The 13,241-nt window shown below is 66.8% G+C and carries 12 protein-coding genes; 6 read left to right on the top strand and 6 right to left on the bottom strand.

Going from position 1 to position 13,241, the window contains the following annotated elements; translation table 11 throughout:
* Positions 1 to 26: 26 nt before the first annotated feature.
* The 5 genes from LPN03_RS00840 to LPN03_RS00820 form a co-directional block, all read right to left on the bottom strand.
* Positions 27 to 647 carry a methylated-DNA--[protein]-cysteine S-methyltransferase gene (locus tag LPN03_RS00840; RefSeq protein WP_262452590.1) on the bottom strand — a complete coding sequence of 207 codons (621 nt, stop codon included), beginning with the start codon at positions 645 to 647 and terminating at the stop codon, positions 27 to 29.
* A complete protein-coding gene (locus LPN03_RS00835; RefSeq protein ID WP_316254870.1) occupies positions 644 to 1,252 on the bottom strand; it encodes an RNA polymerase sigma factor in 609 nt (202 codons plus the stop codon). The genes LPN03_RS00840 and LPN03_RS00835 overlap by 4 nt, the downstream gene beginning before the upstream one ends.
* Entirely contained in the window at positions 1,249 to 1,758 is a 510-nt protein-coding gene (locus LPN03_RS00830) for a methylated-DNA--[protein]-cysteine S-methyltransferase (RefSeq protein ID WP_262452588.1), read from the bottom strand. The genes LPN03_RS00835 and LPN03_RS00830 overlap by 4 nt, the downstream gene beginning before the upstream one ends.
* Before the next feature lie 64 nt (positions 1,759 to 1,822).
* Positions 1,823 to 2,509, bottom strand: coding sequence for a potassium channel family protein (locus LPN03_RS00825; protein WP_262452587.1), 687 nt, complete (start codon positions 2,507 to 2,509; stop codon positions 1,823 to 1,825).
* On the bottom strand, positions 2,502 to 4,004 hold the full coding sequence (locus tag LPN03_RS00820; RefSeq protein WP_240902234.1) for a TrkH family potassium uptake protein: 1,503 nt from the start codon (positions 4,002 to 4,004) through the stop codon (positions 2,502 to 2,504). Before LPN03_RS00820 ends, LPN03_RS00825 begins: the two co-directional genes overlap by 8 nt.
* On the opposite strand from LPN03_RS00820, the gene LPN03_RS00815 reads away from it, so the two are divergent.
* The 5 genes from LPN03_RS00815 to LPN03_RS00795 all read left to right on the top strand — a co-directional run bounded on the left by LPN03_RS00815 (position 3,995) and on the right by LPN03_RS00795 (position 10,569).
* The gene (locus LPN03_RS00815; RefSeq protein WP_262452586.1) at positions 3,995 to 5,206 is read left to right on the top strand and encodes an acetoin utilization protein AcuC; all 1,212 of its coding nucleotides are present in this window, start codon (positions 3,995 to 3,997) and stop codon (positions 5,204 to 5,206) included. The genes LPN03_RS00820 and LPN03_RS00815 overlap by 10 nt on opposite strands.
* Positions 5,207 to 5,336: 130 nt before the next feature.
* A complete protein-coding gene (locus LPN03_RS00810; RefSeq protein WP_165182958.1) occupies positions 5,337 to 5,933 on the top strand; it encodes an ArsR/SmtB family transcription factor in 597 nt (198 codons plus the stop codon).
* A gap of 175 nt (positions 5,934 to 6,108) precedes the next feature.
* The gene (gene gdhA, locus LPN03_RS00805) at positions 6,109 to 7,449 is read left to right on the top strand and encodes an NADP-specific glutamate dehydrogenase (RefSeq protein WP_165182957.1); all 1,341 of its coding nucleotides are present in this window, start codon (positions 6,109 to 6,111) and stop codon (positions 7,447 to 7,449) included.
* A 338-nt stretch (positions 7,450 to 7,787) separates the two neighbouring features.
* Positions 7,788 to 9,212, top strand: coding sequence for an amino acid permease (locus LPN03_RS00800; RefSeq protein WP_240902361.1), 1,425 nt, complete (start codon positions 7,788 to 7,790; stop codon positions 9,210 to 9,212).
* A gap of 97 nt (positions 9,213 to 9,309) precedes the next feature.
* A complete protein-coding gene (locus tag LPN03_RS00795) occupies positions 9,310 to 10,569 on the top strand; it encodes an NAD(P)/FAD-dependent oxidoreductase (protein ID WP_410468539.1) in 1,260 nt (419 codons plus the stop codon).
* Between the two features lie 43 nt (positions 10,570 to 10,612).
* Here LPN03_RS00795 and LPN03_RS00790 read toward each other — a convergent pair whose 3' ends face one another.
* Positions 10,613 to 11,650, bottom strand: coding sequence for a LacI family DNA-binding transcriptional regulator (locus LPN03_RS00790; RefSeq protein ID WP_262452582.1), 1,038 nt, complete (start codon positions 11,648 to 11,650; stop codon positions 10,613 to 10,615).
* 447 nt (positions 11,651 to 12,097) lie between these two features.
* Here LPN03_RS00790 and LPN03_RS00785 point away from each other — a divergent pair, with 447 nt between their 5' ends.
* Entirely contained in the window at positions 12,098 to 13,222 is a 1,125-nt protein-coding gene (locus tag LPN03_RS00785) for a 3-deoxy-7-phosphoheptulonate synthase (RefSeq protein ID WP_262452580.1), read from the top strand.
* Positions 13,223 to 13,241 lie beyond the last annotated feature (19 nt).

The raw sequence follows: 13,241 nt of genomic DNA, 5'->3' as shown, positions 1-13,241 counted from the left end.
CCGCCGTCGTCCTCCCGGGGCTCCCGTCAGGGCTGCGGGGCGGCCTCGAGGGCCAGGAGCAGCGCCTTGGCGTCCGGGCCGCCCAGATAGGCGCCCTGGCTGCCGTCGGAGCGGATCACGCGGTGGCAGGGCACCACCAGCGGCAGTGGATTCCGGGCGCACGCGGTCCCGACGGCGCGCACGGCCCGTGGGCTGGATGTCAGTGCGGCCACGGCGGCGTAGCTGGCCGTGTGGCCGTAGCCAATCTCCGGCAGGTGGGCCAGCACCTCCCGACGGAAGCCATTGGCCAGCCGGAAGTCCAGCGGCAGGTCAAAGGAGTGCCGCCGGCCGCCAAAATATTCGTCCAGTTCCCGCGCCGCAGCGTCCAGCCGGGAAGGGGCCCGGAGAATGCGGGGGCTGACGGTCGAAGCCAGCGCAGCCAGCACGGCATCGTGCCCCTCGCGGGAAAACGCCACGCGCACCAGCCCCACCTCCGTGCCCGCGAGTAGCAGCTGCCCCACGGGGGAATCCACCACCCGGTACGCCACATCAACCAGCCCGGCAGCAGCGGCGGCAGCCGGCAGGGCGGCCCTCAACCGGGCTACTGCACCGTCTTCATCCACGGCCAGCGGCAGCAATTCGGACGGCAGTACACGGTTTGCGATCATGGTTGTTCCCTTTCTCGTCCAAGCAGCTGCACACGCAGCGCCTTCAGGCCGTCCGCCGCCGCACGCCTGGCCGCGGCCTCGGAATTTCCCAGCAGCCCGGCCACCTCGGCATGCCGCAGCCCGGCCAGGTGGTGGTACACCACGGCCAGGCGTTGCTTTTCCGGCAGCAGCGCCACCGCCGACCACACCATGGCGGCGTCCTCGCCGGCTTCCAGGGCACGCACGACGTCGTCTCCCCCTGCCGCCGCCGCGACGGCTCCCGCCGTGGCCGTCCAGGCAACGGCAAGCGGGGCTTGGGGGTCGCCCGAGGGGACCGGCAGGCGCCCGGCCCTGCGGTGGTGGTCCATTGACTTGTTGCGCGCGATCGTGACCAGCCAGGCCTCGCGGTTGCGGATTCCGCCGGATTCCGGATAGGCGCGGAGTGCGGCCAGGAACGTTTCCTGCCACACGTCGTCGGCATCCTGGACGCCCACCAGGGCGCGGCACACCCTCAGCACCACGGTTCCGTGGGCCGCCACGACGGCCTCAAACGGGGGCAGTCCGGCACCGCCGCGCGGAACGGGACCGCTCCCGTGAGCAGGACCGTCCTCCGCACGACTGCTCAAAACAGCGCTTCGGTGTGGGTTCGGGATGGAATTTCCAGCTCCAGCAGGAACTGCTTGCGGTCTAGCCCGCCGGCGTAGCCCACCAGGGAACCGTCGGCGCCCACTACGCGGTGGCACGGGACAATGATGCTGATGGGATTGCGGCCGTTGGCAGAACCCACGGCCTGGGCCATGGAACGGTCGCCCAGCATTTCCGCCAGCTCGCCATACGTGCGCAGCTCGCCGTAGGGAATCAGGCGCAGCGCATCCCACACGCGGTGCTGGAACGGATTCCCAGCCGGGGCCAGGGGGATGGAAAACTCGCGGCGCTGGCCGGCAAAGTATTCGCCCAGCTGTTCCCGCGTTGCCGCCAGGACGGGCGAAGCGGCGGCAGGCACCAGCGGGCCAAACGTCTCCCCACCCGGCCGACGCTTGTGCTCCGCCATGTACACGGCCGCCAGCCCGTCGTCGTTCGCCACGGCCGTGAGCAGCCCGATCGGTGAATCAAACACAGTGTGCACGCTCATCGTGTTACCTCCTTGCCCTGTAGACGCGGTCCGGCCAAAAAACGTGAGACGGGCCCAAAAAAACTCAGGGCCGCGCGGCGAAGCGTTCGAGCAGGTCGACGTAGCCGGAGACAATGAGCATGTCGCGCCCGGAAACGCGGGTGTGCGGCTGGGCGTAGGTGAAGTCCTCGCCCGGTGACTTCACACCAACGATGGTCACGCCGTACTTGGAGCGCACCTTGGATTCCTCCAGCGTGAAGCCCTGGGTCTCCTTTGGCGGGTACATCTTGACGATGGCGAAATCGTCGTCAAACTCGATGAAGTCCAGCATCCGCCCGCCCACCAGGTGCGCGGCGCGGACACCGGCGTCCGCCTCCGGGTAGATGACGTGGTTGGCGCCGATCCGGGTCAGGATCTTCCCGTGCGACTGCGTGATCGCCTTGACCCACAGGTGCGCGATGCCCAGGTCCACCAGGTTCACCGTGATGAGCACGCTGGACTCGATGGACGTGCCCACACCCACGACGGCGGAACTGAAGTCCTGTGCCCCCAGCTGGCGCAGCGCGTCGATGTTCGTGGCGTCGGCCTCCACCACATGGGTGAGCACGCCGGCCCACTTCTGCACCAGGGCGGGGTCCCGTTCAATGGCGAGCACTTCCCGGCCCTGCTTGACCAGCTGGTGTGCCGTGGCCGCGCCAAAGCGCCCCAGGCCAATGACCAGGACCGGTGCATTGTGCGGCGGGCGGTTGCTGGAATTTACCTTGTCAGCCAATGATCGGCCTCTCTTCCGGGTAGTGGTACAGCTGGCGGCGCTGGCGCAGGGCCAGGGCCGCGGCCAGGGTGATGGAACCGACGCGGCCGAAGAACATCATGGCGCACAGGACATAGACGCCCGACGGCGGCAGCTCGCTGGAGAGCCCCGTGCTGAGCCCCACGGTGGCAAAGGCGGAGATGGTTTCAAACAGCACCCGGTCCAGGCTCTGGCCGGAGATGGCCAGCAGGAGGCCGCAGGCAACCATGACCAGCGTGGCACCCATCATGATCACGGAGATGGCCACGCGCATGGTGCCCTGGGGGATGGTGCGCCCGTAGATCTTGACGTCGTTGTCGCCGCGGGCTTCGGCCACAATGGCCAGAAACATGACGGCCAGTGTGGTGACCTTGATGCCGCCGGCCGTGGAGGCGGAGCCGCCGCCCACAAACATGAGGGCGTCGGTGAGCAGCATGGTGGAGGGGTGCATGGAATTCATGTCCACCAGGTTGAAGCCCAGGGAACGGGTCATGACCGACGCGAAAATCGAGTGCGTGATCTTGTCGCCCAGGCTCATGTTGCCGATGGTGGCCGGATTGGTCCATTCCATGGCCCCCCACAGCACCGCACCGGCCACCAGCAGCATGAGGGAGACCTGGATGGTGAGCTTGGCGTGCAGCGTCCACTTCTTGAACCGGAATCCGGTGGCCAGCAGCACCATGAGCACGGGGAAGCCCAGGCTGCCCACAAAGCCGCCAATCATCAACGGAACCAGGATCCACAGGTCCGCCTCGTACGGCACCACGCCGTCGGAATGGGGGGTGAAACCGGCGTTGTTAAAGGAGGAGATTGAATAAAATGTGGCGTGCCAGATGGCCTGCGGGAGGGACTCGCCCAGGACCAGGAACCGTGGCGCCATGGCCAGCGCCAGCACCACTTCAATGGCCACGGAGGTGCTGATGACGATCCGCAGCAGCGTGCCCACCTCGCCCAGGCGTCCGGCGTTCATGGCCTCCTGGGCGATGAGCTTGCCGCGCACGCCCAGGCGCTTGCTGACCATCAGCGACATGAGCGAGGCCAGGGTCAGGATGCCCAGGCCGCCCACAAAGATGCCGATCAGGATTACCAGCTGGCCGAAGAAGGACCAGTGGAGGGCGGTGGAAACCGTGGTCAGGCCCGTGACGCACACGGCGGAGACGGCTGTGAAGAGCGCGTCGTGGAAGGCAGTGGCGTGCCCGTCGCGGGCCGCGGCCGGCAGGGACAGGGCAAGGGTGAAGGCCAGTATGACCAGGGCAAAGACGATGAGGGCAAGCCTGGCGGGGGAGCTGTTGGCAACCTTGTCCACAAAGTCGCGCACCGTGACAACTGCGGCCAGCGGCCACCGGTGGCCGGTTGCGGGGAGGGTGCTTTTAGTGGCCAATGCCGTGCTGCCCTTCCTGCCCGAGGTGATTCCCTGTGTCCTTGCCGATACGGCAAAGCCGTGCCCGGTTGGGTAGCCTGTGATGGATGTCATCATTTGCCAGCCCAGGGCCAGCGGCCATCCCGACAAGCATAGTCTGCGATGCAGCCATGTCTGCGTACAATTTTGGCCCCAATCACCCCATGTCGCCAAAGCGCCTGGACCTGACGGCTCGCCTGGCCAGGGAGCTGGGCATCCTGGACCTGCCGCAAGTGAGGGTGGAGCACGCCCGGGTGGCCTCCGACGACGAACTGGCCACCGTGCACAGCCGCGGCTACATTGCCGCGGTGCGGCACGTGGGGGAGGACCCCTCCCGCAGCGATCCGGACCGCGGGCTGGGCACCGAGGACGACCCGGCCTTCGCCGGAATGCACGAGGCCGGCGCCCGGCTGGCCGGGGGATCCCTCGTGGCTGCCGACGCCATCATCTCAGGTGCCGCCGTGCGGGCCGTGAACTTTGGCGGGGGCATGCACCACGCCTCGAGGGAGAAGGCAAGCGGCTTTTGCATCTACAACGACGCCGCCATGGCTGTGGTGCGTCTGCTGGAGGCAGGTGTTGCCAAGGTGGCCTACATCGACATTGACGCCCACCACGGCGACGGGACCCAGGGCATCTTTTGGGACGATCCCCGGGTGCTGACCATCTCCCTCCACGAGTCCGGCATGACCTTGTTCCCCGGCACAGGGTTCGCCAATGAAATCGGCGGCCCGCAGGCGCTGGGTTCCGCCGTGAACGTCGCCCTGCCTGCCCACACGGGCGACGGCGGCTGGCTGAGGGCGTTCCACGCCGTGGTCCCGCAGCTGGTCAAGGCCTTCGCGCCGGAGGTCATTGTCAGCCAGCACGGCTGCGACTCCCACCGCAGCGACGCGCTGTCCCACCTGAACACCAGTGTTGACGCCCAGCGAGAGGCCGCCCTGAGCATTGCGGACCTGGCGCAGAGCACGTGCGGGGGCCGGTGGCTTGCCGTGGGCGGCGGCGGGTACAACATTGTCGACGTCGTCCCGCGGGTGTGGTCGCACCTCATGGCCATCGCCACAGGACAGCCCGTCCCGTTGCGCACGCCCGTGCCTGAACCGTGGCGCGAACATGTCCGCGAACGGTACGGGAGGGACGCACCGCAGCTGATGGGTGAGGACGCGGACACGTGGTGGCGTTCCTGGGAGGTTGGCTACAACCCTTCCGATGCCCTGGACAGGACCGTCATGGCCACGCGGAAGGCAGTGTTTCCGCTGTACGGGCTGGACCCGTGGTTCGACTGAAGTGGCGGTTCGATCTCCCGGATTGTCGGCACCAGCCAAGCGGACGCCCGCACCGCCTCCGGGCAGCAGGTGGTCGCGGGAGAGGCGTTCCCAAGATGCTGGATTCGGCATATGTCGCTAGGGTGGTGGAATGCCAGTAGAAGAATTGTTTTCCGTTATTGCCGAACGTACCCGCCGGGACATTCTTGAAGCGCTGGCCAAAGAGCACAAGGCCGTGGGCGAGCTGGTGGAGGAACTGGGCGTCTCCCAGCCCACCGTTTCGAAGCATCTGCGCGTGCTCCGGGAAGCCGGCGTGGTGACCATGCAGGCCCAGGGCCAGAAGCGGTTCTACAGCATCAACACCAAACCCCTCTCCCTCGTCTCCGCGTGGCTGGACGGGCTGGGGGCGGGCATCACAGCCGCCCCCCACGCCACTGCCACACACGCCACCGCCCAGCGCAGTGGAACTCCCCGCATTGCCGCCACGCCGGCTGCAACGGCTGGTGTTCCAAGCGTGCCGACTCCGGCCGCGCCCACTCCGGCCGCCCCGGCGGTGACGGCAGCCCCCACCACCCCAGCCACTCCGGCGGTGACAGGCGCGCCAGCAGCGGCGGCCGCCGTCGTGCTTGTTGGCGGCGAACACGAAGGCACCGTGCAGCAGCAGATCACCCGTAGTGTGGGCCGCGCGGCGAACAAGGCGGCGGACCTGCTGGCCAACCTGCCCACTTTCAGGCGGCGCAAGGACTAACAGGACCGGCAGGGCGATCGGCCCCAGCACCTCGCTGCACGCCACATATCTGCAGGATCTTGCATGCCGTATCAGCATGCAAGAGGAATTGGATTTAGTCATGGGACGACTGGAAGATTGCCAGTGAGCATACTTATGCGTCACCAGGTGGCGCCAAACCCGTTGTAGGAGACTCATGGACATCCGGCTAGAAGCCATCCGGGAGCAGGTTCTGGCCCGCAATCCCGGGGAAAAAGAATTCCACCAGGCAGTGCACGAGGTGTTCGAGAGTCTTGGGCCGGTACTGGATAAACATCCAGAATTCGTCGATGCCGCCGTGCTCCAGCGCCTGTGCGAGCCTGAGCGCCAGATCATCTTCCGGGTGCCGTGGGTGGACGATTCCGGCCACGTGCAGATCAACCGCGGCTTCCGCGTGGAATTCAACTCGGCGCTGGGCCCGTACAAGGGCGGGCTGCGCTTCCACCCCTCCGTCTACTTGGGGATTGTGAAGTTCCTCGGCTTCGAGCAGATCTTCAAGAACGCACTGACGGGCATGCCCATTGGCGGCGGCAAGGGCGGCTCCGACTTTGACCCCCGCGGCAAGTCCGACGGCGAAGTGATGCGTTTCTGCCAGAGCTTCATGACGGAGCTGTACCGCCACATCGGCGAATACACCGACGTTCCGGCCGGCGACATCGGCGTGGGCGGGCGGGAGATTGGCTACCTGTTTGGCCAGTACAAGCGCATCACCAACCGCTATGAATCCGGTGTCCTGACGGGCAAGGGCATCGGCTGGGGCGGTTCACTGGTCCGCCCGGAAGCCACCGGTTACGGCACCGTGCTGTTTACCCAGGAAATGCTCAAGACCCGCGGCACCACCTTCGACGGCCAGCGCGTGGTGGTCTCCGGTTCAGGCAACGTGGCCACCTTCGCCATCTCCAAGGCCCAGCAGCTCGGCGCCACCGTGGTGGCCTGCTCGGATTCCTCCGGCTACATTGTGGACGAGGCCGGCATTGACGTGGCCCTGTTGCGCCAGATCAAGGAAAAGGAGCGCGGCCGGCTCAAGGAGTACGCCGTCCGCCGCGGCGCCTCCGTCAGCTATGTTGACGGCGGCTCCGTTTGGGATGTCAACGCCTCCGTGGCCCTGCCCTGCGCCACGCAGAACGAAATCAACACCGAAGCAGCCGCCCGCATGGTCAAGAACGGACTCATCGCCGTTGCAGAAGGCGCCAACATGCCTTCCACCAGCGGTGCCGTGGCAGTCTTCCAGGAGGCCGGCGTGCTGTTCGGCCCGGGCAAGGCAGCCAACGCCGGCGGTGTGGCCACCTCCGCGCTGGAAATGCAGCAAAATGCCAGCCGCGACGCCTGGTCCTTCGAGCACACCGAGCAGCGCCTCACCCAAATCATGATCGGCATCCACGACCGCTGCGCCGAGACCGCCGAAACCTACGGCTCTCCCGGAAACTATGTGGTGGGCGCCAACATCGCCGGCTTCGTGAAGGTGGCCCACGCCATGCTTGCACAGGGCTTGATCTAGCCTCAATCCTGCAACGCACTTTCGGCGCGTCCCCGGCCCAGGCCGGGGACGCGCCGAAAGTGCGTTCTGTCATTTCTGGTCACCTGCGGCCGGCCTTTGAGGCGCGATGCCACAGCTGTTTGGCTGAATTACGCCATCATGTTTCCTAATAGAAAACAAAAAGGTCCGATTTGAGCACTTTAAGTGCGCTTGCCCAAAATTCGCTGATGGATTCTGGGGAAATGGCCAACCGACACCCTGTACGCACCGCCATAGGCTGAAGCGTCCCCGTGAGCCAGCTCACGGAAGCCCCGCGGCAGGGTTGCCGCGGCGGGGCAGTCCAACAGGAAGTAACGCCATTGCACACAGATCAACTTTCCAAGACGCTTAAACCGCGGCACCTGTCCATGATTGCCATTGCCGGCGTGATCGGCGCCGGCCTGTTTGTGGGTTCCGGTGCCGCCATCCAGCAGGCGGGCCCCGGAATCCTGGTGGCCTACGCAGCCGCCGGAATTGTGGTCATCCTGGTCATGCGGATGCTGGGGGAAATGGCTGCGGCCAACCCCGAGACGGGCTCCTTCTCCACCTACGCCGACAAGGCGCTGGGCCGCTGGGCCGGATTCAGCATCGGCTGGCTGTACGCCTGGTTCTGGATCATTGTGCTGGGGGTGGAGGCCACCGCTGGCGCGGCCATCATGCACCGCTGGGTGCCCGGGGTGGACCAGTGGGTCTGGGCGCTGATCCTCATGGTCCTGCTGACCCTGACCAATGTGGCGTCCGTGAAGTCCTATGGCGAGTTTGAATTCTGGTTTGCCTCCATCAAGGTGGCCGCCATCATCTTGTTCCTGCTCCTGGGCGTGGTGGCCATCCTTGGATTCATGCCCGGCGTCGCAGCTCCGGGCCTGCACAACCTGACGGGCAACGGCGGCTTCTTCCCGAACGGGCCCGGCGCCGTCCTAGCGGGCATCCTGGTGGTGGTGTTTTCCTTCTTCGGCGCGGAAATTGCCACCATTGCTGCCGGCGAGTCTGAGGATCCAGTGGACGCCGTCAAGAAGGCCGTGAAGTCCACTGTGTGGCGGATCCTCATCTTCTACATCGGCTCCATCGGCATCGTGGTGACCCTGCTGCCCTGGAATGACGCCTCGGTGGCCAAGAGCCCCTACGTTGCTGTCATTGAACTGTTCGGCATCCCCGGCGCCGGCACCATCATGGACATCGTGGTCCTGACCTCCGTGCTGTCCTGCCTCAACTCCGGCCTGTACACCGCCAGCCGCATGCTGTTCTCCCTGTCCACTCGGGGCGATGCGCCCAAGTCATGGCGCAAGATTTCCAAGCGCGGCGTCCCCGCCTCAGCCGTGCTGGCCTCCACCGTTGTTGGCTTTATCACCGTGGGCCTGAACTACCTGGCACCGGATTCGGTGTTCCTGTTCCTGGTGAACACCTCGGGCGCCATCGCCTTGTTTGTGTGGCTGGTGATTGCCATCTCGCAACTGATCCTGCGCCGCCGGATGGGAGCCGCGGCCAAGGACCTGGCCCTGAAGATGTGGCTGTTCCCGTACCTGACGTGGCTGTCCATCATCACCATTTCGGTGCTGCTGGTGGGCATGGTGATTGTGGCGGACACCCGCGAGGCGCTGCTGCTCTCCACCGGGCTGGCCGCCGTCGTGGTTGCCATCGGCGTGTACCGCTACCGCAAGGGCGGCAGCGCGCATGACGGTGCCGCGCCTGCGGCCGCAGGGGAGCCGACGGCGGAACTCGTGGAGGATGCCCAGTCCCGCGCCTGAGCCGCCACGCACGGATTCCTGTCCCGGCGGCACGGGCGATACGCTGGGACCAGCGCCGGCGCCAAAGATGCCGGCCGAGCCAATAGGAGTGTGAGTCGTGGTCAGTGCAATGGCGCCTGGGCATGTGGTTGTTGTCGGTGCGGGGATCATCGGATTGTCCACCGCCTGGTACCTGCAGGAGCAGGGCATTGAAGTGACCGTGGTGGACCGCGGCGGCGTTGCCAGCGGCTCCTCCTGGGGCAACGCCGGCTGGCTGACCCCCGCACTGACGCTGCCCCTCAGCGAGCCGTCCGTGCTCACCTACGGGCTCAAGGCCATGCTGGACCCGGCCTCCCCGCTGTACATTCCCTTCTCCGCGGACCCGTCGCTGCTGAAGTTCCTGGCCGGCTTTGCCCGCAACTGCACGCCCGGCAAGTGGCGTGCCGCCATGGGGGTCTTTGCCGAAGTGGGCCACACGGGCCTGGACGCCTTTGATGAAATTGCGCAGGCTTCGGGGCCGGGGGCCGAGCCAACGCACCCGGCCAACCCTTTCCTGACGGGCTTCGCAAGCCTCGCCGACCGCGACGCGCTCGTTAAGGAATTCAACGTGATCCGTGAAACCGGCGGCAGCGTGGACTACACGCTCATCTCCGGTGAGCAGCTGCGCGAACTGGAGCCCACCCTGGGCCCCGGCGTGGCGGCCGGCATTGAAATCAGCGGCCAGCGCTACATCAACCCGCCGGCGTTCATGGATTCGCTGGCCGAATCCGTCACGTCGCGCGGTGCCACCATCACGGGCGCCTTCAACGTAGTGGACATCCGCGACACGGGCACCGGCGTTGAGGTGATTGGCTCCGAGGGCCGCTCCCTGAAGGCCGACGCCGTTGTCCTCGCCACGGGTGCGTGGCTGGGTACGCTCGCCCGCAAGTTTGGAGTCAAGCGCGTGGTCCAGGCCGGCCGCGGGTACAGCTTCACGGTGGTGCCGGAGGCCATGCCCAGCCACCCGATTTACTTCCCCACGCAGCGAGTGGCCTGCACCCCGCTGGGGGACAGGTTCCGGGTGGCCGGCATGATGGAATTCCGCGACGCCGACGCGCCCCTGGACCCGCGCCGCATCAAGGCCATCGTGGAGGCCGCCTCACCCATGTTCACGGGCATCAACTGGGAGGACCGTGCCGAGGAATGGGTGGGCGCCCGCCCCTGCACCACGGACGGCTTCCCGTTGATTGGCGCCTCCCGGTCGCCGCGGGTGCATGTGGCCGGCGGCCACGGCATGTGGGGCATCGCCCTGGGCCCGCTGACCGGCAAAATGGTCGCCGCGGGATTGACGGGCACCGAGGCGCCGGCCATCATGCGCCACTTCAACCCGCTTCGTTGACCCGTTGCGTTGACCCGGGCGGCGGCGCCGCGTTCCGGCTAGCTTAGCCCTTGCCGGGCGGCGGCGCCGTGCTGCCGCGCACCGTCAGCGTGGGCGTAAAGGTGGTGCTGGCCGGCTCCCCTGCCTCCGCAGCGGCATTGGGCGCGCGGTTGAGCAGTTCCTTCATCTGCGCCCAGGCCTGCTCGCCAACATCCTGGATGGGCACGGTTGCCGTGGTAAGCGGCGGGGTGGTGTAGCGGGCAAAGGGGATGTCATCGAAGCCGGTGACGGACAGGTCCTCCGGCACCCTGATGCCGCGTTCATTCATGGCGCTGAGCAGGCCCATGGCCGTGAGGTCGTTGAACGCCATGATGCCCGTGGCCCCGGAGGCCAGCACGTCGCCGGCAGAACTGTGCCCGTCTTCAAACGTTGAGCCGTTGGAGAAAACCTGCACTTCAATGCCGCTGTGTGAGGCCTTGAATGCATCCAGCCCGGCCAGGCGGAGGCGGTGGGAGGAACTGCTGGCTGGTCCCGCAACGTAGGCGAGCCGAGTGTGCCCCAGCCCCACCAGGTGGGCAGCCAGGTCCTGGATGCCCCGGCCGTAGTCCACAATCACGCTGGGGCTGCCCGTGGCGTTGGTGGCCCGGTTGACCAGCACCAGCGGGTGCAGCGACGGTGCCAGCTCCTCCAATTCGGCAGCGCCCATGCGAGGCGCGCACAGCACCACGCCGTCACACCGCCGTCGTGCCTCCCCGGCGAGGATGGCTTCCTCGCTGGAGACTTCGGAGGAGTCCGCGATCAGCACGCGATAGCCGTCCTGTGCCGCAGCCCGGCTGACACCGCGCAGCACGCCCTGGAAGGTGGGGTTGCCCAGGTCCGGCACCACCACGCCAATGGTGTCCGTCTTGCCGCGCGCCAGGTTGCGCCCCGTGGGGTTCGGCTGGTACTTCAGCTCGCTGGCTGCGATCCTCACGCGCTCGGCAATCTGGGCGTCCACGGTCTGGTTGCCATTCATGACCCGGGAAACCGTGGCGAGGGAAACCCCCGCCCTGGCCGCAACATCGGAGATGCCTGTGCGGGTGGTCCGTACTCGCTTGGCCAATGGGTCTCCTTGGGATTGAGGGCGCCGGGACAGGGAGCCCCGTTGAAAAGGGGCGCTCCTTGACTCCGTGCCCAGAGTGTTGATACAAAGCATATAACGGATTGAGAAAACGCTTTCTCAATCATTCCCCAAAATATCTCTCCCGCAAGGAACACGGACCCGCGGCTGAAGTAGCACGGTTCGCCGTGGCGGTGCCTGCGTCCGCAATGTGACGCAGGCGCCGCCACGGCGATTTGTCGCCGGGGCTGGGCGCGGTTTACAGTATTGCCATGACAAAGCGTTGGTATGCGTATTTTTCGTTGGCTCTGGAGGGGCCCGCGTCTAACTGACACGCATCCAACTTTCCTTCAGAGCCAACAGGACAGAGAAATTTTTCTCTGTCCTTCGCCATTTCCAGGCGGGTTTCTGAAAAGGGGCCCGCTGCCGCCAGCACAAAGGACCCGCCCCGTGAGCATCACAGCAACAGCAGCCAAATCCACCACCGCAAACCTGCGCGTCAGCCACTTCACCGCGCTCCCGTCTCCTGCCGAACTGGAAGCGGCGCTGCCGCTGGACGCAGTGGCCGGGACCGCCGTCGAACGCGGCCGCGACCAGGTCAGGGCCGTCATGGACGGTGTCGATGACAGGCTCCTGGTGATCGTGGGCCCCTGCTCCATCCACGACCCCGCGGCCGGCCTGGACTACGCCCGCCGCCTGGCCGCGACCGCGAAGGAGCACGAAGAGGACCTGCTGATTGTCATGCGGGCCTACTTCGAAAAGCCGCGGACCACCGTTGGCTGGAAGGGCCTGATCAACGATCCGCTGCTGGACGGCAGCCACGACGTGGCAACCGGGCTGGGCCTGGCGCGCAAGTTCCTGCTCGACGTTGCCGCCCTGGGGCTGCCCACCGGCACTGAATTCCTCGAGCCCATCAGCCCCCAGTACACGGCGGACCTGATCTCCTGGGGCGCCATCGGTGCCCGCACCACCGAGAGCCAGATCCACCGCCAGCTCACGTCTGGGCTGTCCATGCCCGTCGGCTTCAAGAACGGGACCGACGGCGGCCTCCAGGTGGCGCTCGACGCGTGCCAGGCGGCCAGCGCACCGCAGTCGTTCCTCGGCATTGACGGCGGCGGCCGGGCGTCACTGGTCAGCACGGCCGGCAACCAGGACACCCACATCATCCTCCGCGGCGGGCGGAAGGGCCCCAACTACTCCGCCGCCGACGTCGAAACCGCCTCCAACGCCGCCGCGGACGCCGGCATCAACCCGCGCCTGATCGTCGACGCCAGCCACGCCAACTCCGGCAAGAGCCACCACCGCCAGGCCGAGGTGGCGCTGGCCATCGGCGCCCAGCTGGAGGCCGGCGGCGCCTCCTCCAACGCCATTGCCGGCATCATGCTGGAGAGCTTCCTGGTGGGCGGGGCGCAAAATCTGGACGTGGACCAGGTGGCCGCCGGCACCGCCTCCCTGACGTACGGGCAGAGCGTGACGGACGCTTGCATGGAGTGGGATGTCACGGCCGATGTCCTGGCAAACTTGGCCCGCAGCTCCCGCACCCGCCGCCTCCGCGGCGCGCAGGACGCGGCCTGAGCCGGCCGGGGAAAATATC

Source organism: Arthrobacter sp. A2-55 (genome assembly GCF_025548615.1).
Classification (GTDB): domain Bacteria; phylum Actinomycetota; class Actinomycetes; order Actinomycetales; family Micrococcaceae; genus Specibacter; species Specibacter silviterrae.
The sequence above is the reverse complement of the archived record's forward strand: the minus strand, read 5'-3'. Positions and strand labels throughout refer to the sequence as shown.